The 26964-nt window shown below is 43.5% G+C and carries 23 protein-coding genes; 3 read left to right on the top strand and 20 right to left on the bottom strand.

Annotated features, from left to right (window positions below):
- Positions 1-35: 35 nt before the first annotated feature.
- The 15 genes from MP387_RS08770 to MP387_RS08840 form a co-directional block, all read right to left on the bottom strand.
- Positions 36-1715 carry an alpha-L-fucosidase gene (locus tag MP387_RS08770; protein ID WP_242748066.1) on the bottom strand — a complete coding sequence of 560 codons (1680 nt, stop codon included), beginning with the start codon at positions 1713-1715 and terminating at the stop codon, positions 36-38.
- Between the two features lie 513 nt (positions 1716-2228).
- Positions 2229-3734, bottom strand: a complete 1506-nt coding sequence (gene adcA, locus MP387_RS08775; protein ID WP_242746487.1) for a zinc ABC transporter substrate-binding lipoprotein AdcA — start codon at positions 3732-3734, stop codon at positions 2229-2231.
- 9 nt (positions 3735-3743) lie between these two features.
- Complete coding sequence (locus MP387_RS08780; RefSeq protein WP_000950023.1) at positions 3744-4550, bottom strand: metal ABC transporter permease; 807 nt, start codon at positions 4548-4550, stop codon at positions 3744-3746.
- A complete protein-coding gene (locus MP387_RS08785; protein ID WP_001269483.1) occupies positions 4543-5247 on the bottom strand; it encodes a metal ABC transporter ATP-binding protein in 705 nt (234 codons plus the stop codon). The genes MP387_RS08780 and MP387_RS08785 overlap by 8 nt, the downstream gene beginning before the upstream one ends.
- The gene (adcR, locus tag MP387_RS08790) at positions 5247-5687 is read right to left on the bottom strand and encodes a zinc-dependent transcriptional regulator AdcR (protein WP_001249328.1); all 441 of its coding nucleotides are present in this window, start codon (positions 5685-5687) and stop codon (positions 5247-5249) included. Before adcR ends, MP387_RS08785 begins: the two co-directional genes overlap by 1 nt.
- A gap of 148 nt (positions 5688-5835) precedes the next feature.
- Positions 5836-7887, bottom strand: coding sequence for a cell surface ecto-5'-nucleotidase Nt5e (gene nt5e, locus MP387_RS08795; RefSeq protein WP_242746490.1), 2052 nt, complete (start codon positions 7885-7887; stop codon positions 5836-5838).
- Positions 7888-8029: 142 nt separating this feature from the next.
- Positions 8030-9298 carry a D-alanyl-lipoteichoic acid biosynthesis protein DltD gene (dltD, locus tag MP387_RS08800; protein ID WP_242746495.1) on the bottom strand — a complete coding sequence of 423 codons (1269 nt, stop codon included), beginning with the start codon at positions 9296-9298 and terminating at the stop codon, positions 8030-8032.
- Positions 9291-9530 carry a D-alanine--poly(phosphoribitol) ligase subunit DltC gene (gene dltC, locus MP387_RS08805; RefSeq protein ID WP_000351968.1) on the bottom strand — a complete coding sequence of 80 codons (240 nt, stop codon included), beginning with the start codon at positions 9528-9530 and terminating at the stop codon, positions 9291-9293. The genes dltD and dltC overlap by 8 nt, the downstream gene beginning before the upstream one ends.
- 13 nt (positions 9531-9543) lie before the next feature.
- Entirely contained in the window at positions 9544-10788 is a 1245-nt protein-coding gene (gene dltB, locus MP387_RS08810) for a D-alanyl-lipoteichoic acid biosynthesis protein DltB (RefSeq protein ID WP_242746498.1), read from the bottom strand.
- On the bottom strand, positions 10785-12335 hold the full coding sequence (gene dltA, locus MP387_RS08815) for a D-alanine--poly(phosphoribitol) ligase subunit DltA (protein WP_242746501.1): 1551 nt from the start codon (positions 12333-12335) through the stop codon (positions 10785-10787). The genes dltB and dltA overlap by 4 nt, the downstream gene beginning before the upstream one ends.
- 20 nt (positions 12336-12355) lie before the next feature.
- Positions 12356-12487, bottom strand: coding sequence for a teichoic acid D-Ala incorporation-associated protein DltX (locus tag MP387_RS08820; RefSeq protein WP_008276434.1), 132 nt, complete (start codon positions 12485-12487; stop codon positions 12356-12358).
- Positions 12488-12711: 224 nt separating this feature from the next.
- Positions 12712-13416 (bottom strand): MIP/aquaporin family protein, encoded by a 705-nt coding sequence (locus MP387_RS08825; RefSeq protein ID WP_049490531.1) that lies wholly within the window; start codon positions 13414-13416, stop codon positions 12712-12714.
- 69 nt (positions 13417-13485) lie between these two features.
- The gene (gene glpO, locus MP387_RS08830; RefSeq protein WP_242746503.1) at positions 13486-15312 is read right to left on the bottom strand and encodes a type 1 glycerol-3-phosphate oxidase; all 1827 of its coding nucleotides are present in this window, start codon (positions 15310-15312) and stop codon (positions 13486-13488) included.
- A 63-nt stretch (positions 15313-15375) separates the two neighbouring features.
- Positions 15376-16884: a glycerol kinase GlpK gene (gene glpK, locus MP387_RS08835; protein ID WP_000076793.1), complete on the bottom strand. Its 1509-nt coding sequence runs from the start codon at positions 16882-16884 to the stop codon at positions 15376-15378.
- A 157-nt stretch (positions 16885-17041) separates the two neighbouring features.
- Positions 17042-18469, bottom strand: coding sequence for an AcpB/EbpR/MafR family transcriptional regulator (locus MP387_RS08840; protein WP_242746506.1), 1428 nt, complete (start codon positions 18467-18469; stop codon positions 17042-17044).
- A 164-nt stretch (positions 18470-18633) separates the two neighbouring features.
- Between MP387_RS08840 and hslO the strand changes: the two genes are divergently transcribed.
- Together hslO and dusB are read left to right on the top strand one after the other, a co-directional pair.
- Positions 18634-19506 (top strand): Hsp33 family molecular chaperone HslO, encoded by an 873-nt coding sequence (gene hslO, locus MP387_RS08845; RefSeq protein ID WP_139659048.1) that lies wholly within the window; start codon positions 18634-18636, stop codon positions 19504-19506.
- A complete protein-coding gene (gene dusB / locus MP387_RS08850) occupies positions 19493-20473 on the top strand; it encodes a tRNA dihydrouridine synthase DusB (protein WP_000183317.1) in 981 nt (326 codons plus the stop codon). The genes hslO and dusB overlap by 14 nt, the downstream gene beginning before the upstream one ends.
- Positions 20474-20537: 64 nt before the next feature.
- On the opposite strand, the gene MP387_RS08855 is transcribed toward dusB, so the two are convergent.
- Positions 20538-21221 (bottom strand): hypothetical protein, encoded by a 684-nt coding sequence (locus MP387_RS08855; protein ID WP_242746509.1) that lies wholly within the window; start codon positions 21219-21221, stop codon positions 20538-20540.
- Between the two features lie 266 nt (positions 21222-21487).
- Between MP387_RS08855 and MP387_RS08860 the strand changes: the two genes are divergently transcribed.
- Complete coding sequence (locus MP387_RS08860) at positions 21488-21718, top strand: hypothetical protein (RefSeq protein ID WP_000933129.1); 231 nt, start codon at positions 21488-21490, stop codon at positions 21716-21718.
- Positions 21719-21762: 44 nt separating this feature from the next.
- On the opposite strand, the gene MP387_RS08865 is transcribed toward MP387_RS08860, so the two are convergent.
- From MP387_RS08865 to MP387_RS08880, 4 genes are all read right to left on the bottom strand, one after another.
- Positions 21763-22536 carry an NUDIX domain-containing protein gene (locus MP387_RS08865; RefSeq protein ID WP_242746512.1) on the bottom strand — a complete coding sequence of 258 codons (774 nt, stop codon included), beginning with the start codon at positions 22534-22536 and terminating at the stop codon, positions 21763-21765.
- 1 nt (position 22537) lies between these two features.
- The gene (pnuC, locus tag MP387_RS08870; RefSeq protein WP_242746515.1) at positions 22538-23317 is read right to left on the bottom strand and encodes a nicotinamide riboside transporter PnuC; all 780 of its coding nucleotides are present in this window, start codon (positions 23315-23317) and stop codon (positions 22538-22540) included.
- Between the two features lie 9 nt (positions 23318-23326).
- Complete coding sequence (locus MP387_RS08875; RefSeq protein ID WP_242746517.1) at positions 23327-24385, bottom strand: AAA family ATPase; 1059 nt, start codon at positions 24383-24385, stop codon at positions 23327-23329.
- Between the two features lie 145 nt (positions 24386-24530).
- Positions 24531-26963 carry an ATP-dependent Clp protease ATP-binding subunit gene (locus tag MP387_RS08880; RefSeq protein ID WP_242746519.1) on the bottom strand — a complete coding sequence of 811 codons (2433 nt, stop codon included), beginning with the start codon at positions 26961-26963 and terminating at the stop codon, positions 24531-24533.
- Position 26964 lies beyond the last annotated feature (1 nt).

Genomic DNA, 26964 nt, shown 5'->3' on the forward strand with positions numbered 1-26964 from the left:
CAAAAGAACCTTTGCATCGCGCAAAGGTTCTTCTTTTATGAAACTTGGACCTGAAGCTGGTCAACCAGCTGCCCATCTACCGTCAGATTCAGATAAAAGTCCAAGGTTTTATCTCCTGCAAAATACAAGGTTGGTAGCGTTAGCTTTTTTTCAGTCTCGCCAACTTGAAACGCAAGGACTTGAATCTCGTCCCGATAAGCGACACCATGCACACCCGTCCCTGGTTGAATCGAAATCTTAGCTTCTAAAGGACTGCTAGATTCTGTGCGCTTCACTGTAAAGTGGACATTTTCTCCCTTGGTCACAGCTAGACTTTTTTCTGAAAACTCTAGTTGCTGAACAGCTTCTTTTTTCGACAAGGTAGGTGTTTTATAGAGTGAAATTTTGGTCAACAAAGGCAAAGCCTGTGCCTCTGTAATGGTCACGCGTATCTTCCGAGCCTCAACGACTGATCCTCGTAAGAGACGTTTGTAGCCAACAGTATAACCAGATCCAAACTCCTGCCAGACACCATTCGACTCTACCTGAACATGGAAAGCAGCGATGCGTTGCCCCAGCTTCAAATCTTCTCTCAGCTCAATCACATCAAAAGTTTTAGGTGATCCTAAATTGAGCTCTAATTGGATTGGCAACTCTGCATCACTTGCCCAAGAACTAGCCTCCAGTTCATCTGTCAGATGATGACAAGCAAAGTCTGGTGATAGAGCAGGGCCAGATACCTTGGTTCCCAGAGCTAAATCTTCCCTATAGAGTGTGTCACGGTAGGCAGCAAATTCATACAGTCGCCGGATATCCTTTTCGTCAAAGAGTCCATCTTGGTTTGGCGGAATATTGAGTAAGAGAGGTGTACCCCGACCCACCGAGTGAAAGTAGATTTCGATCAATTCCTCGAGAGATTTGGGGTCCTGATCCTCATGGTAAAACCAGCCCGGCCGAAGAGAAACATCTGCCTCACCGATTGAAAATAGCGTCCCAAAGGGGTCTCCGTGCTGTAGATAATCTAATTCCGCCTCTGTCCCCAACTGGTCTGGCTTGACTTTTTGCCACAAGGGATCCCCTGCATAGCCCCGTTCATTTCCAATCCAGCGGATACTGGTCCCTTCAGTTGAGAAAATCAAACAATCGCCCTGCAAGTCACGAATGGTTTCAAACCAAGTCTCAAACTCATAGTTGACCTTCTGGGCCCCTTCGCCTCGAGCACCATCCATCCACACCTCAGCGAACTTACCGGCATTCCCATAGGCAGGATTTGACAAGATTTCCTTCAATTGAGCCAGATAGTAGGCATTGTAGTCCGCTTCTCGGTCCACGTGATAGAGGGGACTGTGAGCATCCCAAGGAGACAAATACACTCCCATGTCCATGTCAAACTCTGTTGCAGCTTGAGAAACCTCGAGAAGCAAGTCCCCCTTTCCATCCCTCCAAGGACTAGCCTTGACCGAATAGTCTGTATGGGCTGTCGGGTAGAGCACAAAGCCATCGTGGTGCTTCACCACCAAAATCAGCTTTTTAAAACCCGTTTCTTTAAGCACTCGAACCCATTCACGCGCATCCAACTTAGTCGGGTTAAAACGCATAGGATCCTCTTGCCCACTTCCCCATTCCTGGTCATAAAAGGTATTGGGACCAAAATGGATAAAGGCAGCTAGTTCATCCTCTAAATAATCCAGCTGGGCCTGACTTGGTAATGGTCCATGCGGTTTTATTTTCGTCATCATCTCGTATCTCTTTCTCTTGTTCACAAAGTTATCCACAACTTGTGGATAAGAAAACATACCTAAAAACTAGTTTTTTCAGTCTCTAGCTCACCTGTCACCCTAAACAGACCTTTGTCAAATAGCTCTGTACTAGGGTTTCTGCTAGCTCTCTAGCAAGTCACTAATATACGGAACTATTATCAGGATACTTCAACGTCCTGAGTTGTATGTCATTCACGCCTAGACTTATCCACAGACTGTGAATAAACTATTGTTCCAGACCGCTCTCTCTTTGACTATAACAAAAAGCGATAGCAGCGTCAATATGACTAAGATTCCTTCCTAAATCCCCTGAAAAGATTCTATAATTTGTACAATCGTAGCTTTTGCATTCGCCAGCTAGTGAGAATCAGCCAATAGATAATGACTTCTTTATCACATTGTGAACAGTACATCTGTGATACTATAATACCTAACAACCTAATCGTTTCTAGCAAAAAATCCTGCAGATTTGCGGGATTTTCTCTTGCATCAATGCGCCAACATTTCTTGGGCGATTTCTTGACCAGATAGGTTATCTGGATAGTAGGTTGGCCAGTTATCCATCTCTTCAAAGAGGGCTTCTTGGCTGGTACCTCCAAAGAAGATATGGAAATGTTCTGCCTTAACTGGGGCGATATTGTGGTCACTAAACTGAACATACTTGAACTGTCCAGCGTCCGCATCCGTCGCTTCAAAGAGGAAGCGCACGCCACGATTGCCTTTCTTATAAGTCAAGATTTTCTTGCCGACATACTTGTAGGTAAATTTCTTGCTTTGGCCACCTTGAACAAATTCCATAGTGTTGTCCGTGATGTTAATCTTGGTCACATCTGTCTGATAACCTTTTCTATAGTAGGCCTTGTACTCATCCTTGGTCATCTTACCAGTCAACTTAGCCTTGTAGTCAAAGACTTGATCAAAGGTCCCATCTTCAAGGAAAGGATAAACCGACTGCCAGTTGCCAACATAGTCACTCAAGGTACGGTCCTTGACATCTGCATCCTCAAAGTAACCATTGTGAACTGTCTTAGTGTTTTCTTCCTTCTCTGGCTCGATTTCTGGTCCTTCTTGGTCCGTTGTTTGTTTCAAAGCCTTGAGGTTTTTCTCCATCACGGAGATATAGTCCTCACCAGCCTTGGTTGCTTCTTCTGTCAAACTTTCTAGCGGGTTGAGCACGTCTAGTTTGACGCCCGTTTCTTTTGAGAGTGTATTAGCTAGGGCTTGTGAGGCATTTTCTTCAAAGTAGATATAAGAAATCTTGTTTTTCTTGATATACTCGGTCAATTCAGCAAGACGAGCAGCTGATGGTTCTGCATCTGGTGAGAGACCTGAGATGGCGACTTGTTTAAGTCCATAGTCCAAGGCAAGGTAGTTAAAGGCTGCGTGTTGCGTCACAAAGCTCTTTTGTTTGGCTTGAGACAAACCATCTGTATAGGCCTTATCCAAGGCTTGCAATTTTTCAATATAGGCAGCCGCATTCTTTTCAAAAGTCTCTTTTTTATCAGGATAATCTGCTGACAAACTGTCACGGATATGCTCTACCAGTTTGATGGCGCGTGCTGGTGAAAGCCAAACGTGGGGATCGTAGTCGTGATGGTGACCCTCACCGCCATGATCATGCCCTTCCTCTTCTTCCTCACCACCTGGCAAGAGGAGCATATCACCTGTCGCCTTGATGGTTTTCACTTTTTTCTTATCCAAGGATTCTAGCAATTTTGGAACCCAAGTTTCCATATTTTCATTTTCATAAACGAAGGTATCTGCATCTTGGATTTTGGCAACTGCCTTGGCAGATGGTTCATACTCATGGGGTTCTGTACCAGCACCGATTAGAAGTTCTACATTAGCAGTATCTCCTGCGACTTGCTTGGTAAATTCGTAGACAGGGTAAAAGGTTGTTACGATATTTAGCTTCCCATCTGCCTGTTTTTGATTGGAACAAGCCACTAAAAACAGGGCACATAGACTAGCTAGTAGTAAGCTCAGTTTTTTCATTTCATTCTCCTATTTGATAAAACGTTTCAATAGACTGACTAACAAAAAGACAGCTACAAAGATAATGGTGATACTAGCGCTGGCAGGGGTTTCCGCATAGTAGGAAATATAAAGTCCTGCCACCATTCCCAAAAAACCAATAGCGCTGGCTAGTAACATAACGGATTTAAAGTTTTTCCCCAGACGAAGGGCAATACTAGCCGGCAAGACCATAATAGTCGACACCAGAAGAGCTCCTGCTGCTGGTATCATAAGGGCAATGGCCACCCCTGTCACCATGTTAAAGAGGATGGACATAGTGCGGACAGGTAACCCATCTACAAAGGCCGTGTCCTCATCAAAAGTCAGGATATACATCGGTCGCAAGAACAAGAAAGTCAAGAGTAAAACGACCGCCGCAATGGCAAAGAGGAAAATCACCTGCTCCTGGCTAATGGTCACAATCGAACCAAAGAGATATTGGTCCAAACTCATGGAACTAGAACTTTTACCCTTACTCATCACGATAAGGGAGACTGCAAGCCCTGTAGACATGAGGATGGCAGTTCCGATTTCCATAAAGTTCTTATAGACTGTCCGGAGATACTCTAGAAAGACCGCAGCGATCAAGACGATAGCAATGGTTGAAATGGTTGGAGAAATCCCCAAAACCAGACCAAAGGCTACCCCCGATAGAGAAACGTGACTGAGTGTATCACTCATGAGACTCTGACGACGCAAGATAAGGAAGGTTCCAAGAACTGGAGAAAAGAGACTCATGGCAATGACCGCCAAGAAGGCACGCTGCATGAAGTCATAAGATAACAAACTAAGCATGTTCCACCTCCTGGTCGCTTTCGTGAACGTTGAAACAACGCCATGGCGAGTCTTGGTTACGGACTAGATGAATATTGCGATCCGCATAGTCCTTAACCTCCTCAGGATCATGGGTAATCATCAAAACGGCCTTGCCATGATGATGAGCGCTGTGGTGCATGAGTTCGTAAAATTCATTTTTGCTTCCAGCATCCATCCCTGTCGTTGGCTCATCCAGGACAAAGATATCCGGGTCAGAAGCAAACATCCGCGCAATCACTGCTCGTTGCTTTTGCCCTCCTGAGAGGGAGCCAATTCGTTTGTCACGGTGTTCCCACATACCAACTGAGTCTAGACTGGCCTTGATATGTTCCTCATCATGAGCATTCAAGCGACGGAACCAGCCCTTTCGCGGATAGCGACCCGACTTGACAAATTCATAAACCGTACTTGGAAAGCCAGCATTAAAACTAGCTATCTGCTGGGGAAGATAGGCTATCCTAAGTTTTTTCCCATGAGTATTTGTCTTTGAGATGGTTACCTTGCCAAATCTTGGTTGCAAGATGCCTAGGCTCGCCTTGATAAGCGTTGTCTTGGCAGCCCCATTTTCACCAGTCAGGGTGACAAACTCCCCACTATCAACACTATAGTTGATGTGCTCGAGGACAGGTTCCTTGTCATAATAGAAAGACAAGTCCTCTACTGTAATATACCGCATTATTTAATTTCTCCTACTAAAGCAGTTAAAAACCGCTGGATAACTTCTTGTTCATTTGGAGTAAACTGACTTGCTACTTGTTCATAGGCTAAGAGAGTGTGTTCATGATGATGGTGGTGTTCCTCTGCCACCGGTCGAGCTAGCTCTGTCAGTTGATAAAAGATCACACGCGCATCCTTTGGATCTCTGGATGTCTCTAACATGCCCTCTTTGACCAAAGATTTGATAGCCTTGGTCACTGCCGCCTGACTGACATTGAGGCGACGAGCCAACTCCGAGTTGGTTAGGGATTCTTCTGACAAGAGCATGAGGATGTGTTCCTGAGTATTGGTCAAGGCAACGTCACTCGTGCAATGCCCAATCAGAATTTCATGCTGGTTCTCAGATCTCAAGATCACCTCGTTTAAAAAGTTATCGATTTCCTGTGCAAGCTGTCTCATGTGTTACTCCTTCCCTAGCTATCTTTTCCATAAAAAACTTAGATAGCCACCGATTCTTTACTGGTTAATTATATCATAAACCAAAAAAGAGTCAAGGGAAAAAGGCGTAAAAACGTTTCCCTAGACTCTTCTAGATGTAAAATTTAACCTATTTTTGCTTTGGTTTTCGACTCGATAAGATACCTGCCAAACCAGCTACCATTCCCATCAAGAGCAAGAAGATGGACTGTTCACTTCCTGTATTTGGGAGAGCTTTTTCTGAGACAACCGCCTTCTTGCTAAATTGACCTGCCACCTCATAAGTCAATGGTACATTTGTAGTCGCATCATTAGCAGCCGCATTCGTTTGAGGCGTTTCTACCGGCAGACTAAAAGTTGTAGAATCCACAGAAATCGTCCGTGAGTTCGGATTGATCTTTTCATACTGGGTCAAATCAGCAGTCTTCAGATACTCTTCAAAGGCTGCATCCATAGAAGGACCTTCTTCACGCGCACCACCCAACATAGTGTATCCATCACCACCCGCAGCTAAGAAATCATTGGTTGCAAGATAGTAAGTTTTTGCGAGGTCTAGGAGATCATAACGACCAGTCGTGCGGTTTTTGACCTGGATGGCCAAGACACGTTTGCCTGATGGTAGGTTGGTATCATAGTAAACCTTCACACCCGAAACTTGCAAGAAACCACCACTTGGCTCTAACAATGGTTGCCCGTTCTCATCCAAGACCTTCCTGCCATCCTTATCGACCTGCAAGATAGATCCGAGTGACTTTTCAAACATATCCAAAACTTGTTGCCCCGTCACTTGGATTTGTGAAATGGTATTTCCAAATGGAAGAACGGCAATGACATTTCCTTTAGTGATTGGTTTGCCTTTTGCAATGGTTTCACGCAAGCCACCACCATTTGTCACAGCGATGTCTGTCGGATGGCTAAATCCTGTTTGACCATATTGATAGAGAGAGTCTGCCACGACGTTTCCGAGGTTAGTTTCACGAACCCGAACATTTTCACGATTACCGTTTAGTTCTACAGGGCTGTTTGAAACAATCTCAACTGCATTTTCAGCATCGTATTTTTGTTTAATATCTTTGACTAGTTTTTCAACTGTTGGATTGGCTGGTAATTTTTTAGCATCAGCAGCCGGAATCTGAGTTGGATTGCCCAAAAGCTGACGTGATTTGTAGATAACTTTCCCAACATTATGAAGGTAACTTCCTGTTTGATTATAGGTAACATTATCGCCATAAGTTGTGGAAGCTACTGTATGAGAATGCCCATCAATAACTGTCACACGTTTGCCTTTGAGACGAGGATTTTTAGAGAGAGCTTCTGCCAAGGTTGAACCACGCCACTCGACTGGAGTTGTGGTATCCACACCCAAGTGAGCGAGCACAACATAGTGTTTGTAGTCCTTACCTTCTGCACGAGCCTTAGCTTGAACTTCTTCGATGACCTTATTGACTTCAGAGATTGGATCTGTAAAAGTTATCCCTTTAATGTTTTTAGGGTGGGTTTTTGTAGCAGTTTCAGGTGTTGTCACACCGATTACAACAAATTCATCACCATCCACTGTCTTATCTTTATCAACGATTGTGGAAGCTTCAAAAAGACGAGCTCCATTGACATAGGTGTTTGAGCTAAGTAATGGGAATTTCAAGATTTCCTTGTATTTCTTAGCTTCGTCCAAACCAAAGTCAAACTCATGGTTTCCTACTGCCATGGCATCATACTGCATCTGATTGAGAATTTCAGCGCGTGCTTCACCCTTCGTAGAGTTGGAAATCGGTAAACCTTGGAAAGCGTCTCCCGCATCAACAACCAGAGTATTTTGATTTGATTTTGCACGCTCCTGCTCAATGACAGTCGCTAACTTGGCATCTCCAATTACTCCCTTTTCCTCTACAATACGACCATGGACATCATTGGTGTGTAAGATAACGGTGTCCTTTTCTTCGCTTTTAGGAGATTCAGCAGGAGCTGTCGGAGTTTCTGCAGGTGCAACCGCTTCTGAAGTTGCCGAAGTTTCCGGTACCGCAGGGCTCTCAACAGGAGCTGGAGTCGCCGACGTAGCAGGAGTCGCTACAACAGCTGAACTTTCTGCAGGAGTCGTTGCTTCTTCAGCATAGACTTGTCCAGCTAAGAAGGCTGGAGCTAACAGGGCTGTCGACAAGACAGGTATCAAAGAACGTTTGTTCATTTTAAAATCCCTTTCTTTTCTTTTTCTCTTTTATATTATACGCTATTTCTAAAAATTTTGAAACTTTTGACCTATTTTTATCTTAAATATTCGCCATTTAAACAAAAAAGTCTGGGTTCAAATCCCAAACTTTTAACTCTTTTTATTGGAAATCTTTGATATTCCCATCATAGGTCGCCCAGTCCTTGCTAAAGAAGCGGTCATTCATCTTGTAGTCTGGAGCTGGTTTCGGATCCGTCAAGAAAGGATTGACAACCTTATCAAAAGCTAGCCAACCTAACCATCCTAGATGAATGGTATCTTTAACAAAATAAGGGTCCCCTCCATTTTTTGAAAAATCAGCAATATTGGTAAAACCCTGACTCTCTAATTGGTAACGAATTTTCTCCACTGCATGTTGGTACATCTCTTCGCTGAGCCCTGTGTACTCCATCCACTTCTTGTTAACCGGCTGAATGACAAAGAGCACATTGACATTCGACTTAGCAAATTGATTGAGGACCAGCTGCAAATCATTGTACTCAGAGGACTTGAGGAAGTTGTAATTTTTTTGATATCCTTCCCATTTTTTTAAATCCTTTTGAATCTCTCTCGTATAGAAATGATTTTCCATCCCCATATCGTTATTGGTCGTATTTGCTTCTGCGTCCTTACGAACAATTTTTTCTAACTCATCATAAGAAAATTGATCCGGAAGATCTTTTAAATAGTTCTCCACGTGTTCCTTGTACTTGAGTTGTCCTCGAATGGAGAATTGTCCAAAGAGAGCGGATTGTTTTTCGTTGAATCGCGCAAAAATATCAATAGCAACCTGATCAACATCTGATAATTCTTCACCCTTTGACAGTTTTTGAACAATGTTTTTTAATGCAACATTAGGATTCTGCTTTAACAATCGAATAGCCGCATGCTTTGCAGCAATGTCACCAGATTGATTTCCCAAAAAAGCTGTCAATTGGTCACTGTTAAAAAATCTCTGAAACGCTGCGGGTTCATAATCTGTCTCCGTAAACCACTGAGGCGAAATCACAAATACAGCCTGCTTATTCTCTATTTCTGGCAAAATTTGCTGTAGACCAAAATATTGATTGAGAGAGGCTGCTCCTGCTTGACCTAGAAAATAAGGACGATAGGGACGATGGTATTTTTCTGCTAAAACAGCTGGATGGACACTATCAAATCGAATCCATTCACTGGACCCTAGAAAAGGAATAAAACGCATATTTGGATCCGTAAGAGCCCTTACTTTTTGGCTTCTCTCTTTAAAACTCTCTGCACTAACAGAAGCCGCCGAGTATTTCTCCTCCGTCAGATTATGGCTTGTTGTACTTGGATAAAAAAAGATGAGTAGAAGAACCAAAAATCCAGCAATGAAGATAGGCCCGAAGATCAGCCACAAGCGTTTAAGCATTCTTCAACTCCGTAATACCTGCTACGATTTTATTAGCCGTATTCCAGTCATCACGACCGAACTCCGTCACTGGAACACGAATGTCAAAACGGTTTTCAATCTCAACAATCAATTCAACCGTTCCCATGCTATCCAAGACACCGGCATCAAAAAGATCTTCATCCATCATGTCAGAAACATCTTCCATAAACAACTCATCAATAATTTCAATAACTTCTGATTTGATATCCATTTTTTATATCCTTTTATTTTTTAAACCATAAATCATTCAAAAATCCAGAAAAGATTAAGAATGAAACCATCACGACATGGAAGGTGACAACCATGCCAAGCAACTGAATCCAGCGATTCTCAGGTAAGGAACCCTTTCCAGCTTTTTTCCGTTCTTTATTGAGTGCTTTTTTCTTACGAAGCCATGCATCATTGATGACTAGCCCAATCCCATGAAAAAGTCCATAGGCGATGTAGTACCAGGTCACACCATGCCAAAATCCCATAATCAGCATATTGAGAATATAGGCTACACTTGAGGTCACATTGCGATTTTTAAAGACCTTCTTTCTGGTCAACACCATGACCATCCGCATAAAGACGAAATCACGGAACCAGAAAGACAGACTCATGTGCCAGCGATTCCAAAACTCTTTTAAATCCCTTGACAAAAAGGGCTTGTTAAAGTTGATAGGACTATGAATACCCATCAAGTTTGAAATAGCTAAGGCAAACATAGAGTAGCCCGCAAAGTCAAAGAAGAGCTCCAGACCAAAGGTGTACATGACCGCTAAAGCGTAGAGATTAAAGAAACCACCTGTCTGCAAGGCCAAATTTTTCAGCGGAGGCAATAATGTCTCTCCTAAAATGTGAGCCAAGATAAACTTGTAGAGGAAGCCAAGCATGATATATTTGACAGCCTCTTCTAGCATGTCCATCAACTTATCCCGTTCAGGAATGGTCTCGTAATTTTCATTGAAGCGTTTGAAACGATCAATGGGGCCACTTGAGAAAGTCGGCATAAAGAGAAGAAAACGTAAGAATTGCCAAATCGTTAAATCCTTGATAACACCGTCTCTCAACTCAACGATAACCCCAACTGCACGAAAAGTTAAGTAAGAAATCCCTAAAAAGCCAAACAAAGATTGAGGTCCATGAATAGCAGGAGATACTTTCACAAAGACGATAGGCAATAGGGATAGAAAGCTAACCAGGTAAAATATCCATTTACTATCCCGTTGTTTCCTGTACCTTCTGTAGAAAGATACAAGAAGTACTTGCCAGATAACATAAAAGATAAGAGCGCTTATTTGATTCGTCTTTCCACCGACCAACATGGTGACGATAAAAAAGAGACTAACGAGCACCTCGTACAAGGCAAAACGTTTCTTGAAAAAAAGACCAATAAAGATAGGTAAAGTCGCAGCAATTACGTATAAAAAGTACTGAAGATCACCATAAGGTTCCAAATGAGGTAGCTGTTTATAAAGCTCCATCATCGGCTGTTTACCTCGTTAATCAAACCCTTGATATCAATTTTACCATTAGGTGTTAGTGGTAAACTGTCTCGATAGAGAAACTTAGACGGCATCATATAAGACATCATGATATCTGCTAGGTCTTCCTTGATAGCCTTGGTAATATCGATATCGCGTTCAAACTGCTGACGGACACCGTCCTTTAGGATGACATAGGCCAGTAGATTTTGTACCTTGTGGTCCTTGTTATAACGTGGGACAGCAACTGCCGACTCGATATAGCGAGACTTGTTGAGGTTTTGAGAGACATCTTCAAGCTCAATGCGATAACCATTAAACTTAATCTGGAAATCCATGCGTCCACCATAGAGAAGCAAGCCCTCATCTGTCATGGTTCCTACATCCCCTGTGTGGTAGGCTGGAAGACCTTCGAACTCAAAGAAAGCTTCTGCCGTTTTTTCAGGATTATTCATATAGCCTTTTGAAACAGCTGGCCCAGAAACAATGATTTCTCCCTGTTCACCATTCGGAACTTTCTTACCTTCCTCATCAATGACAAAGGTCGGAGAATCCGCCTTGGTATAGCCGATTGGCAGGCGTTTGAGAGTCTTCAACATCTCGTCTGTCACGGCAACTGCTGACAGGGCTACTGTCGCTTCTGTTGGACCGTAGGCATTGATAATACGAGCATTTGGGAATCGCTCACGTAGTTTTTGAGCTGTTTTGACCGTCAATTCTTCACCATCAAAGTAGAAATGCGTGATGCCAGGCAATTTCTCACTGTTAAAGTCTTCTGATAACATGGCCATATCTGCAAAGGACGGTGTTGATGTCCAGATAGCGATTGGCAAGGAAAAAATCGTCGCAAAGAGTTTTTTGAAGTCCTGAGTAATGGCAGATGGAAGAGCGAAAAGTGTACCACCCAGTGCTAAGGTCGGTGCCCAGTACATGACAGATAGGTCAAAAGAATAAGGGGGCTGAGCCAGCATTTGTGGACGACTTGGCGTCGCAAACTCTTTATCTGTAATCATCCAGTTGGTAAAGCTGAGGAGATTATCATGGGAGATCTGCACTCCCTTAGGCTTACCAGTCGTTCCAGAAGTAAAGATGATGTAGTAGTTGTCATCTCCCTTGACTGGATGGGTCATCTCGTAGCTGGAAGCTTGAGCAAAAGCTTCATGGACTTGCTTTAAATTCAGCATCAGTGTGCTAGTTTGCTCTAATGGAAAATCTGAGATAGCAATAATCAAGCTTGGCTCTGCAACTTCTACGATAGCAGAAACTCGTTCCAAGGCCGAATGGCTATCAATTGGAATGTAGGCATGTCCCGACTTAGTCAGCGCAACAAAGGTAGCCAGCATCTCATATTCCTGTCCGCCAAAAACGACGACTGGAGATTTCTCAGGTAAGCCTAGTTGGTCGATAGCTGCAGCCAAACTATCCGAATCAGCCTTCAGATCACCATAAGTATGTTCTTGGCCTAAAACATTGTAGACAGGATATGTTGGTTGCGTTTGAGCAAAGTGCTCAATCGTTTCAATCATATCTTTTATCGGTTTATTAGACACTGTTCCTCTTCTCCTTTAAACTAGAACTCATTATAAATAAAGGTGCCTTGGCTCTGACCAAGGTAACTAAAAAAATAAAGCAAACCAAGTAAGATTACAAAATATAGAGCCGTCCGGCCTAAGAATACATGTAAATTTCGTTGTTTTTTCATAAGCTATCCATTAATATATTGTTTCTATTAACTATCAGTACGTATTGTTAGCATCTTATCTTCCTAACATTTTACCACTTTATCAACCTTTTTTTCAACTGTTTACCATAACTTAAAAATTGGTTTTAGCTTATTTTAAGATAAGTTAAAATATTAATGTTTTGCCCATCAAAAAAGAGCCTGAGATTTTCATCTCAAACTCTGTTGCCAATCACTCTTTTATCTTAGAAAAGTGAAAATACGAGAACTGCTAGGGCCGCACCAACAATAGGTCCTACAACAGGAATCCAAGCATAAGACCAGTCCCCGTCTCCCTTGTTTGGAATTGGCAAGATGCTGTGCATGATACGAGGTCCTAGGTCACGAGCTGGGTTCAAGGCATAACCCGTTGTCCCACCTAGTGAAAGGCCGATACCGACAATCAAGGTCCCTACTGCAAAAGTCCCTAAACCGGCTTGAAGGTCATAGAGTCCCAAGGCAAAGATTGTCAAGAGCAAAACAAAAGTTCCAAGGATTTCGCTAACCAAGTTCGATACTGTGTTCTTGATGGCTGGTCCAGTACTAAATGTCGCTAGGATATTTCCTGCGTTTTCTTCCGCCTCATAGTGTGGTTTGAATTGCAACCAAACCAGAATCTGAGCCACCATCGCTCCTGCGAATTGGGCTAGGATATAAGGGAAAACAGAAGCCCAAGAGAGCGTTCCTTTTAAGGCCATAGCAAACGTCACAGCTGGATTTAGGTGGGCTGGGCTGAGCGTGCCAGATACAAAGGCTGCAACAGCTACAGCAATTCCCCATCCCATAGTAATCACAATCCATCCTGAATTGTTGCTCTTGGTTTTGGGAAGAACCACACCTGCAACAACACCATTTCCTAGGAGGATCAGGATTAAGGTCCCCAAAAATTCTCCAAATAATTCTTTCATCATATCTTTGTCTCCATTTAAAAGAAGGGGCGAGCGACAAGGAATGCTGCCCTCCCTCTCTTCTAGTTTTTCTTAATTTTTTAGTTCTGCTAAATCGTTTTGAGCAAGAGCTGCTTCGACATCCGCATGGTAGGCTGCTTTTTCTTCTTCAGTCCAATCATAGAATCGTCCCATTTCATCCAGAACTGGCTCAACGATGCTATCTAAACTATCACGCATGAAGAGCATGTGGTTGGTACGGCGAAGGAGGAAGTCAACTGGGCTAAGAGCCAATTCATTGCGCATTGCATAGTGAAGGGACAAGGTGTCTGCCAAGCTGAGTCCTGGCGCCTGTTCCAAGCTGTGAGCAAGGGCGAAGACCTTCGGTGCATTTGAACCGTAAAGATTTGCGAGATAGTGAGCTTCCTTGCTATCCAAACCACGTGAAACTCCAAGTTGAGCAAAGGCTTCGATTTCTGAATCCACATTTGCTGGGTTCAATTCTCCACCTGAAACAGGATAAGTCTTCGAGTTGATCAGTTTAAAGCTACGGTCAAATTCTGCTTTGAGGATATCGACTACGCGCTCCATAGCTCCTTCAGCCATCTTACGGTAGTCTGTGATTTTACCACCAGCAAGGGTCAAGAGGCCATTATCATCACGGTCCAAGCTCGAACCACGAGAAACTGCAGATGGATCCAAATGTTTCTCAGATGTGCTGCTTTCAAGCTTGCTGACAGCAGATTCAACATCTTCACGCGTTTTTTCTTTCGAGAGATAAGCTTCGACAGTCGCAATCAAGCTATTGAAGCTCTCATCGCTAATGGTTCCGTTATTTCCTCCATTGTAGTCAGAAGCGCTATTGCCTGCAATCAATGGACGAAGACCAGCCCAGCTGCTTTCGATATCGTCAATTGTGATATTTGCTTCTGGGAAGCGGTTGTTTACAATGCCAAGCAGATAATCTACATCTTCCTGCGTCACTTTTGGATGTTCCAAATCACCTGTGTAGTCTGTATCCGTTGTACCAAAGTAAGTCTTGTTTTCACGTGGGAGAACAAAGACCATACGCCCGTCTCCCAAACCTGTGTCAAAGTAAACCGGCTGTGAAACCTTGATCTTGCTTGAATCCACTACCAAGTGAACTCCCTTAGTTGGACGCATTTGTGAGAATTGGGTTCCCTGATTGGACAAATTACGTACCTTGTCGCTCCAAGGACCTGTCGTGTTGATAACCAGACGAGCCTTGATTTCAAAGACTTGGTCTGTCAACAAATCACGAGCTACAACACCTGTAATCTTGCCGCTTTCGTCAAAGAGGAAGCCTTCTGCCTTAACGTGGTTGGCAATGAGAGCACCGTCTTGGTTGGCACGTTTGATGTTTTCAATCACGAGACGCGCATCGTTATTACGGAAGTCAAGATAAACCCCACCTCCTACCAAGCCTTCTTTCTTCAAGTTTGGCTGGCGTTCCAAGACTTGATCCTTGCTCAAGACCTTGTTAGCAGCTGGTGTATTGCTAACACCTGCCAAAAGGTCGTACAAGTCCATGGCTACTTTGAGACGGAAAAGGCTAAAGGTCGCTCCATCTTCATCGTAAACTGGCAAGAGCATTGGATCTGGTTTTGGAATATGTGGGGCGATTTGTTGGACTACTGCACGTTCAGAAACTGTATCTGACACTACTTCCACGTCGAATTGTTTGAGATAACGCAGACCTCCGTGGACCAATTTTGTTGAACGGCTAGATGTTCCTTCTGCGAAGTCCTGCATTTCAATCAAACCAGTATCAAGACCACTGGCTGCTGCCTGCAAAGCTACACCAGCTCCTGTAATCCCCCCACCGATAATCAAAAGGTCCAGGGTGCGTTCCTGCATTTTTTTAATTGATAATTCACGTGTTTTCTTTGAAAATTCCATATTTACACACTTTCTAACTGAGTCGCTTTATTCTTAAGCTGATCATTGCATCAAGAAACAGTATTAGTCGTCGATTTCCGCAAAGACTTGCGTTGCTTTCACAGCCTTCTTCCATCCCTTGTAGAGTTGTTCCTTGCGCGATTCGTTCATGGATGGCTCAAAGAGTTCTCCTGTCTCGTTCAAGAGTTTCAACTCGTCCAAATCCTTCCAGTAACCCACTGCCAAACCAGCTAGGAAGGCTGCACCGAGGGCAGTTGTTTCCAAGTTTTTAGCGCGGGCAATATCGATTCCCAAAATGTCAGCCTGGAACTGCATGAGGAAGTTGTTCATAGCTGCACCGCCGTCAACTTTGAGGACTTGAATAGCTGTCTGAGCATCCACTTGCATGGTGTCAATGATGTCACGTACTTGATAAGCGATAGATTGCAAAGTTGCCTTGATAAAGTCTTCTTTGCTTGTTCCACGAGTTAAACCAAAGACCGAACCACGAGCATTTTGGTTCCAGTATGGAGCCCCTAGACCTGTAAAGGCAGGTACGACATAGACTTCATCATTGTTGTGAGAATTGAGAGCATATTTTTCAGACTCTGGTGAATTTTCAACCATGCGAAGTCCATCGCGAAGCCACTGAATGGCACTTCCAGCAATAAAGATAGAACCTTCCAAAGCATAATAAACCTTACCGTTGATTCCATAACCAATCGTTGTCAAAAGGTTATTTTCAGACAACTGCATCTCTTCACCAGTATTCATAATGATGAAAGAACCTGTTCCATAAGTATTCTTGACCATACCAGGTTCAAAGGCCAACTGACCGAAGAGGGCTGCCTGTTGGTCCCCAGCCATACCTGAAATTGGCACTTCTCCACCGTAGAAATGGAATGGAGCTGTCTTTCCGTAGATTTCAGAGTTAGAACGAACTTCTGGAAGCATAGCCTTAGGAATATTAAGGATTTCCAAAATCTCGTCGTCCCATTTAAGATCCTTGATGTTATAGAGCATGGTACGAGCTGCGTTTGAGTAGTCGGTCACGTGAGCTGCGCCGTCAGTCAATTTCCAAACCAACCAAGTATCAATGGTACCAAAGAGCAATTCACCCTTTTCTGCTCGCTCTTGAGCACCTTCTACATGGTCCAAAATCCAACGAACCTTGGTAGCAGAGAAGTAAGCATCGATGATCAAACCAGTCTTTTCATGGAATTTTTCCACATAACCTTGACTTTTCAGTTGTTCAGCTAGAGGAGCAGTTTGGCGTGATTGCCAAACGATAGCATTGTAGATAGGGAGTCCTGTTTTCTTATCCCAGACGACAGTAGTTTCACGTTGGTTGGTAATTCCGATTGCCTCGATTTGACTTGGTTTCACACCACTTTCGATGAAAGCACCCGCAATAACTGACTGAACCGAGTTCCAAATTTCATTGGCATTGTGCTCAACCCAACCTGCTTGAGGGAAAATCTGAGTGAACTCTTTTTGACTAGAGCTGACCTTTTCTCCTTTTTTGTTAAAAATGATGGCACGAGAACTGGTCGTTCCCTGGTCAATAGCCATGATGTATTTTTCTTGTGACATGTGCTGTCCTCCTGATAAAATCTTGAGGGAGTTCCCTCTTTACAGTAACTAGTATACAAAATAAAGCGCTTTCTTGTTTATCAATTTTTTTAAAATTTTAAAAAAAAGTGAGGAGATTGTGCGAATTTCACAAAAAAGACCTGAAAACTCAGGTCTTTTAGGCAAAGAGCATCTGACGAATCTTTGCCAAATCCTCCATATCCAAGTCGTTTTTTAAATAATAGATCGGAGTCTGTTCTTTCTTATGAATAGGGTTGTTGGTAATCAACAAATCATAATGTCGACTGGGATCATAGGCTTCAATGGCAATAAAACGATTGTATTCCAAATACCGTTTCAAAAGGGCAGCCATCCTAGAAAAGACAAGGAAACCAGATGTCAAATCCAGACCAATCCTCATATGTTGGCCACCATTTTCTGCCATATACTCTATCAACTGGAGCCATTCCCAGAGAATTTTCTTATCCAAATCCGTCCCCTGATGAAAGGCAGGTATAGCATGAAAAATTCTCTCTGCAGTCCCTCTAAAATCATGTTCCATCAGCAAATAGGGATGGCGATTCTCTGTCTGGTATCTGTACTGATCTTGCAAGATATAGCCCTTGTAGAGATAAACTTGACCACAAAGCTGACTGAGTTCATAGGTGACATGGTCCTCTGTGTAGTCCCCCAGCAACTCCTCTTTCTTCATCTCTTGAATCAATTGCGTCAGCAAATCGGCTAATTGCCCTCCAAAACCAAGAATATACTCCATAGTATGAAGGGGCAAGATACGATGGGAAAGGAGAAATGAAAAGAATACCATCATCTCACCATCCTCAGTTCCTAGAGGGATATGTTGCCCAGCAAAAAAGGACGGAGCCTTTCGAAGCAAACGAAGATAGAAAATATTGTCAAAATACCCCCGCATTTTTTCTTCTATAACTTGAAACTGACAGGCGTTAACCCGAAGGCGCTGTTGACTGATATGATTCCAGAGAACCAAGTCTAATTTCTGACCCGAAGATAAGCTGGCACCGCAGATTTCTTCTAAGCTAGCAATCTCTTGTTTTCTCTCAGCTTTCTGCATGTGACCTTCCCACTCCTGACTGGACCAAATCTTGCGAAAAAGGCAGAAATAGAAATAGCGAATCTGATGCTCCGGACCTCGCCAACGGCCATTTTGGATGGATAAGTCAAACTCTGACAAAATCTGATTTAGACCAGCTAAGTTGCGACCAAGCGTGGCCTCGCTAATCATCAATTCTTGAGCCAACTGATGAGCTAGAAACTGTTGGTGATAGAGAAGGTAAACCAAAATTTGGTACTTAATGGCATTATCTAAAAACAAGCTCCGAATCTCTCTCCCCTTGGTAGCTGCACCAATCGACAAGCGCAGATTTTCATCTTCCAAGTGGATGGTCAGCTCTAAACCTCTTTCCAAGGCATTTTCGTTAATCAGAGAAATGTACTTAGTTAAGGTCGCCTTTGAAAAACCTGTTTCTTCCATGGCTTTCTTGACTGTTGTCTGCGAATCTTGTAATAGAAAGGAAAGGACTAAAAATTGACCAGATTCTGCTTTTTCCATCAAATCGCCTAAATACATTTGTTACCCCTTTCATTTTCTCCTACAAGCATAGCATAAATCTTTCAAATGCTGAAATAATCTGTTTCTCATTTTATTTTAAGGTTGATTTCCTCGTCATTATTCCACAGAAACAGCAAACACACAGCTCCCCCTTTGGGCATTTTTATGCTAAAATAGTAGCTATGGATAAAATTATTAAAACAATATCAGAAAGCGGAGCCTTTCGTGCTTTTGTCCTTGATAGCACTGAAACCGTCCGCACTGCTCAAGAAAAACATCAAACCCAAGCCAGTTCAACCGTCGCACTTGGTCGCACCCTTATCGCTAGCCAAATTCTCGCAGCCAATGAAAAAGGAAATACCAAACTAACTGTTAAAGTTCTTGGAACGAGCTCTCTCGGTGCCATCATCACAGTCGCAGATACCAAGGGCAACGTCAAAGGCTATGTGCAAAATCCCGGTGTAGATATCAAAAAAACTGCAACGGGTGAAGTCCTCGTTGGACCTTTTGTCGGCAATGGCCAATTCCTCGTTATCACAGACTATGGTACTGGAAATCCCTACAACTCCATGACTCCTCTCATCTCTGGGGAAATCGGTGAAGACTTGGCCTATTACCTGACAGAAAGTCAACAAACCCCTTCAGCAGTCGGCCTCAATGTTCTTTTGGATAAAGACGACAAGGTCAAAGTTGCCGGAGGTTTCCTTCTCCAAGTATTGCCAGGGGCCAAGGAAGAAGAGATTGCCCGCTTTGAGAAACGCATCCAAGAAATGCCAGCCATCTCAACCCTTCTAGAAAGCGATGACCATATCGAAGCCCTCCTCAAGGCTATCTATGGTGACGAATCCTACAAACGCCTATCTGAAGAAGAAATTCGTTTCCAGTGTGACTGCAGCAAAGACCGCTTTTTGAACGCTCTTGCCAGCCTTCCAAATTCAGACCTGGAGGAAATGAAAGAGGAAGACCACGGGGCAGAAATCACTTGTCAATTCTGCCAAACTACTTATAACTTTGATGAAAACGACCTGGAGGAACTCATTCGTGACAAATCTTAATACACCTTTTATGATTGGCAATGTTGAGATTCCCAATCGTACTGTTTTAGCACCCATGGCTGGCGTGACAAACTCAGCCTTTCGTACCATCGCAAAAGAGCTCGGAGCGGGGCTCGTTGTAATGGAAATGGTCTCTGACAAGGGAATCCAATATAACAACGAAAAAACTCTACACATGCTTCACATCGATGAAGGCGAAAACCCCGTTTCTATCCAACTCTTTGGTAGCGACGAAGACAGCCTCGCACGCGCAGCAGAATTCATCCAAGAAAACACCAAGACTGATATCGTCGATATCAACATGGGTTGCCCAGTTAACAAAATCGTGAAGAATGAAGCTGGCGCTATGTGGCTCAAGGACCCAGACAAGATCTACTCTATTATCAACAAGGTCCAATCTGTCCTTGATATCCCCCTCACTGTCAAAATGCGTACTGGCTGGTCTGATCCATCCCTAGCCGTGGAGAATGCCCTCGCTGCTGAAGCTGCAGGTGTTTCTGCTCTCGCTATGCATGGCCGTACCCGCGAACAAATGTACACAGGTCACGCAGACCTCGAGACCCTTCACAAGGTTGCTCAAGCTCTGACCAAGATTCCATTTATCGCAAATGGTGATATCCGTACGGTCCAAGAAGCCAAACAGCGTATCGAAGAAGTCGGGGCTGACGCTGTCATGATTGGTCGCGCAGCCATGGGAAACCCCTACCTCTTCAACCAAATCAACCACTACTTTGAAACTGGAGAAATTCTCCCTGACTTGACATTTGAAGACAAGATGAAAATCGCCTACGAGCACTTGAAACGCTTGATTAACCTCAAAGGAGAAAACGTAGCCGTTCGTGAATTCCGCGGCCTCGCTCCTCACTACCTTCGGGGAACATCTGGCGCTGCCAAACTTCGTGGAGCCATTTCACAAGCTAGCACCCTAGCAGAGATTGAAGCCCTCTTGCAATTAGACAAAGCATAATAGAAAAAACCGTAACTCACTTGGAGTTTACGGTTTTTTAGATCCTAGGAAAACCTAGGTACTATTATTGAATCAAGGCAACGCTCGAAACTTTACCATCCGCACCTGTTGTAATTTGGATGATTTTTCCTCCACCGATTTTGGCATTATACTTGCCATCATCAAGGGTGTAAGAGTAGCCTCTGATAGAATAGTTTTCTTTCTTTCCATCTGCAGTTTCTACTGTAAATTGGCCCCCTGATGAAACCGTAATAGTTTCGCCATTTGCTCCCTTCCAGTTGCCTGCAGCTGCTGAGAAATCACCATCGACCATGGTTAAAACACCCTTGTAGCGTTTGTTGTGTTCTGCTTGCTTGTCTTGAAGTTGGCGGTCAGTTGTTGGATCATAGCCTGACTGGTTAGACTGGGCTTGAGAACCTTGCTGAGTTGAAGGTGCCTGAGATGGGGCTTGTTGACTAGAAGCTGCTTGTTCTTGTCTTGATTCAGGTGCTGGTTTCGCTTGTGACTGATCTGCCGTTGTAGAAGACTGACCAGAAGATGCCTGAGCCTTTTCAGATGAAGCTGAGCTTGAAGATTTTTGTGTCTTGCTTTCTTTGCTAGAAGAAGCTGCTTTAGAACTTGATGATTGACTTGTCTTGGCAGAGCTGCTGGTTTGAGTGGTTTCGTTTTTATTTCCACAAGCTCCCAGTAGCAAGGTAGAAGCCAATACAGTCGCTGCCATCAATTTGATATAGGTTTTCTTTTTCATTTTTCTACTCCTTTGTAACATTTTTGAAATGTTAAGAAATCTTTTTGTAATATAATTGTAACATTGAGCTTTGAATCTGTCAACTATTTAGAGAAACTATTTTAAAAAAATTTCTCTCTACTATTTCTATTCGTAATTGAAACGAAAAAATAGAAAATTTCTTAGATTAGAGTCCTATTTTTTGCATCGCTTTTGTGTAATCGCTTGCATTGTATTAGATAAAGGAATATAATAACATTGAAATAGAATATAGGAGGTGCACTCTTATGCTAAATAAGTATTACAAGTATCTTCCTTGGTTGATTTTGGGAGCTATTGGCTCTTATCAATCAGCCACTTACTATGCGCGAACTGCATTTGATGTCTTCTATCTGACTACAATCTTTTTGATTGTTTATATCGCTTTGTTATTTTTGCACGAGAACTATCTCAAGTATCGATATAAAGACTTCTTTACTCACATGTTGAGTAATCCTAAGAAAGATAGCCATTCATAAAAATGATGATAAATAAAGAGGTCGGGATTTTGGTCCCGACCTCTTTATTTCAATCGATAGGTTTTTCTTGGTTTCTTTTTAGGAACTCGTTTGAGTCCGACTTCTTCTACATATTCGCCGTATTTTACGAGAAAGTTATTGCTGACGATGGGCCGACCTGGGTTGATGAGATTGACCAGTTCAGTCCCCTCGTAGACAGTGAACTCCTCCTCCAGCAGATAAAGGAAAGTCGGATTCCAGTCGAGACGGCCTTGAATTCGTTTGATAGATTCTTGGATAATGGCATAATGGTCAAAGGCGAAGGCTTGCTCCTCCAGCTCGACTCCATACAGGTAGCATTTGCCTGTCTGAAAATCGACATCTACAAAAACCACATCCTTGGCGTCGTCACCTGCCTGAACGAGGTCTAAGGCACGACTAGGTAGGTACACTAAGTGGGCAATGGTCACTGTCCAGCCCCGTGGATCACGACCGGGGGTCGATACCGTCATCAATTGCTCGATTTTCTCCAAAGGTAGATCGAGATTGACTTCTTCTCTCACCTCGCGCTGACAGGCATGTGCAGCATCTTCTCCCTTGTCCATAAAGCCTCCAACCAAAGCCAAACAGTTTTGATAAGGGTGAGCCTTGCGACGGATTAGCAGGAGCTTGATCTTTCCTTCGACAAAGCAGTAGGCTACCATATCCACTGTCACACTTGGTTTTTCGTATTGAGGAAGTTCCTGCTTGTAGTACCAGTCTAAAAACTCCTCCTGACTGGCATGGATTTCATAATATTCTTTTTCCGTCATCCCGGCTGGAATCTTTGTTTCTGCCATCTTATGCCTCCTTTCGAACTGCCTTGGTCCATTGATACCATCCCACTAGACTATTGAGTGTGTAAACCCAGTACATCCCTTGGATGTGGATATTTTCACCCCACCAGAGATAAATACTAAAGAGATTGGTTGCAATCCAGAAAATCCATTGCTCACGGTAGAGACGTGTCATCAAGAGCTGACCAACACCATTGGTCGCATCAGTAACACTATCACGGAAAGGACGAGCGCTATTGATACTTTGATAAGCCAAGCCCATACCAATCCAGATAATGGCAGTCAAGACCAAGTACTTGAGCCAGTCAAGAACAGATAATTTCTTAGCTTCAAAGTGGGATTCTTCTGGCTTTTCCTGTTCATTGATACGATTGGACAACCAAGCATAGAGACCAATCGGCTGCATGACAAAGAAGTAAACAGTCGTCAAGACTTCTCCATAAAAAGTCGCATTCATGGCCAAGATCAAGTAGATTGCCGAGTTAATAGCCCCAAAGAGATAATTGCTTGCACGCCCTTCTGCTACCAAGATAACACAGACAATCCCAGTCCAGGATGCAAACAAGCTCAGCCAGTCATGGCTTTCTGTATTTTGCGTGAACTCTAAGATCAAGGGAACACTTGACAGGGCGATGAGGTATAACCACTGGACAAGGCTACGGCCGACAAAGAGATCTTTCCAGAGCAGGCGCATGATCCCTGCAAAACTGATCTTGCGGGCTTCAGCATGGACATTGTTAAAGTTTTCGATAAATTGTGTGATTTTTTCAGTTAGTTTTTTCATATTTTTCTCCTAATCTGCTTGGTAAATGGCATCAATAGCCACTTTTGCTGCTTCATAATTGCCTAGATAATCCTCCGCTAGATAAACTAGTGGAATGGTGGTTAAGTATCGCTCCCTCATTTGGTCCAAATGCTGGGAAAAACTGTAGCGAATGTGGTCTTCCGCCATGGTCATATCTCTAAACCCGTCATTGACATAGGAGCCAACAGGCTGCACAAAGAGAATCAAGTCCCATTTTTCCTTGGCCAAGATCGAAACAAAGAGATTGTCAAAGGTTTCTCCTGATAAATCCTCTTGGTTCTCAGTCTCCATGTAATAGTCATAGTAGCCCTTGGTTACCAAGGAGTTGGTATCGGCTATCACTAGGCCTCGATTGGCATTGCTGTCGATTAACTTGGAGGTCTGGTCATACTGTCCCAACAGGAGATAGTAGTAATCCTTTGGAGTCAATTCATCGTCGCGGACATTGTTTTTGATCTGGTACTCACGCGCGTATTCCAGACTAACGGGCGCATCGTAATACCTTGCCAAATCCTTGGCTAGAGTGGTCTTCCCATTACTGGCACTTCCCATGATCAAGACTTTCTTGGTAAACTGACGACGGAAGGGCTGAGCGATGTATTTCCAATATTTGCTTGGATTTTCTCGAATCATAGTCGCTGAGATACCAAACTTTCTTTCTTGCAAGACGGTGCCAAATCCACGTTTAGCTAGTTCTTGCTGGTAGTCTGCTTCTCCCACAAAGAAAATCAGTTCTTGCTGGTTTTCATCATAGGAAATCTCCGCTAACATCTGGTCCAACCACTCCTGCCAGCCCATAGGGTAACGGGGAAGGTTGGTCTCATCCAGCTTGCAGACAGAGGTCAATTCGTCATCACGAAAAGCCTCTCGGATATAGCGAAATCGTTTTTGAAGACTCAAACCTACCTGCTCCCCTCTGTCTCCCTCGTAGCCTGACACGACTACCCAGACCTGATCACACTGACGCTTTGCTCGCTGGATCAGATCGATATGCCCCTGATGGAGAGGGGCAAAGGTCCCAAATACCACTGCTGTTTTCTTTTTCATAAATGTTTTACCTTTTTATAGTTTTTGATATTTTTATTTTCTATGTTTTTATTATATGCTATATTTTTGTTTTGTCAATAGTTTTTTATCATTTTTTATAAAAAAGTAGAAAAAAAGAATCAGGAATACTCCTGACTCTCCATTTTTAAGCAATATCAAATTTTAATTGACCAGCTTTGACACCAATCTTGAGAATCTTGCCTGCTACCAGTTCTCCCTTGAGGAGGAGCTCAGCTAGCTTGTCTTCCACCTCTGTTTGCAGTGTTCTGCGAAGTGGGCGAGCTCCCATTTCTGGATTATAACCTTGGCTAGCTAGCAACTTCAACGCTGAAGCTTGCAGTTTCAAGTCGATGCCTTTCTCTGCTAGGCTAGCAATCAATGGTTTAACCATGATCTTGACAATTTCTTGCATGTGTTTGCTATCTAAGCTATGGAAGACCACCTTTTCATCAATACGGTTGATAAACTCTGGTCGATAAGCTTTTTTCAACTCTTCAAAGATTCGTTTTTCCATATTTTCCTGGTCAAAACGAATATCCTTGGCCCCAAAGCCGACCGTCTTGTCATCACGAAGAGCCGTCGCACCGAGGTTTGACGTCATGATGATAATGGTATTTGAAAAGTCCACCTTACGACCCTTGCTATCTGTCAAGACACCGTCGTCCAAGACTTGCAAGAGGACATTGAAGATATCTGGATGGGCCTTTTCTACCTCGTCAAATAGAAGAACGGAATATGGTTTGTTGCGAACCTTCTCGGTCAACTCCCCACCTTCTTCGTAGCCTACATAGCCCGGAGGAGCTCCATTGAGACGGCTAGCTGCGAATTTCTCCATATACTCACTCATATCAAAGCGGATAAGAGCTGATTCGTCATCAAAGAGAACTTCTGCCAGAGCCTTGGCCAATTCGGTCTTACCGACTCCTGTCGGCCCTAGGAACATAAAGGAACCAATCGGACGCTTGTGACTACGAATACCTGACTGATTGCGACGAATGGCACGGCTAATACTTGAAACAGCTTGATCTTGGCCGATGACACGTTTGTGTAGTTCCGCTTCCAAGTTCAGGTATTTCTTGGCATCAGTCTGCGTCAGTTTTTGAACTGGAATTCCTGACAAACGACTCAAGGTAGTCAAAATTTCAGATTCTGTTACTAAGTCTTTATAGACAGGGACTTCCTGCTCTTTTGCGATTAACTGGGCAGCTTGTTTCCACTTGCCATCCATCAAAGCCTTGTCAGCTGGACTCAAGTCGGATTCGTCTGCTTTCACCTGCTTGGATTTGTTTTGCACTGTTGCTGCTGCTTCATCCAATAGATCGATGGCAGAGTCTGGTAAGTGACGACTGGTCAAGTAACGATGCGCCATCTTAACAGCTGTTTCAACGGCTTCATCTGTAATTTGCACACGATGGTGTTTCTCATAGGTAGCCTTCAAACCTTGCAAAATGATCATACTGTCAGCTAAACTTGGCTCTTCAATCGTCACTTTGGCAAACCGACGAGAAAGGGCAGCATCTTTTTCGATGTGTTTTTGGTATTCTTCCTGAGTGGTTGCACCAAGCGTTCTCAAAGTTCCACGAGCCAAGGCTGGTTTCAAGATATTAGCCGCATCTAGAGTCGAGTCAATACCACTACCAGAACCCATGATGGTATGGAGTTCATCGATAAAGAGGATTACTTTGCCATCTTCCTCGATGTCCTTGATGATATTGTTCATACGCTCTTCAAAATCTCCACGGAAACGCGTCCCCGCAACGACATTCATCAAATCGAGCTCTAAAACGCGCATCTTTGCCATTTCAGCTGGTACGTCCCCACTAGCAATACGCTGGGCAAGCCCAAGTGCTAAAGCTGTTTTCCCAACACCCGCATCTCCAACCAAGACAGGATTGTTCTTGGTCTTCCGACTCAAAATCTGAATCATACGCGAGATTTCCTTGTCACGACCGATAACTGGTTCTAACTTGCCAGAGCGCGCTTGCTCCGTCAGGTCATGCGTGTAATCCTCTAGACCACCACTTTGAGCTTGAGGCATGCCCATCATATTGGCCATGGAATTTTGCTTGTCAGTTACTGTGCGATGACGTTGACGCAAAGCCTTGAGATCTTCTCTTGTCCATCCTGCACGCTCTTCTAGATTGCGACGAAGAGCAGCAATTCTGACCTGATCTTTCTGGTCCTCATAAGAAAAGCCTGCTCTCTCCAAGATGCGTGTCGCCAAGGCATTACCGTCATGCAAAATCGCATAGAGGACATGCTCTGTCCCTAGCACCTTTGCGTGGACCACTGAGGCCACATACTCTGCTTCTGCAAAGAGAACTTCCAAACGATGGGAAAAGGGTAATTCTGTAAAGGTTTCGTCTTGGCTATAGTCCGTTTCAGTCAGTTCCAACGCAACCTCTTCTAGAAGGTCCATCTCGTATGGATAATCATTTAGAGTTGCACCTGCCACACTATAACTGTGATTGGACATGGCAATCAATAAATGCCAAGACTCTAGATAACGAGCTCCAAAATGGCTCGCAACCATGTAGGCACTTTCGATACATTCATTCAATGCTTTTGAATAGTTCATC

Origin of the sequence: Streptococcus oralis (assembly GCF_022749195.1) — a bacterium.
Taxonomy (GTDB): domain Bacteria; phylum Bacillota; class Bacilli; order Lactobacillales; family Streptococcaceae; genus Streptococcus; species Streptococcus oralis_CI.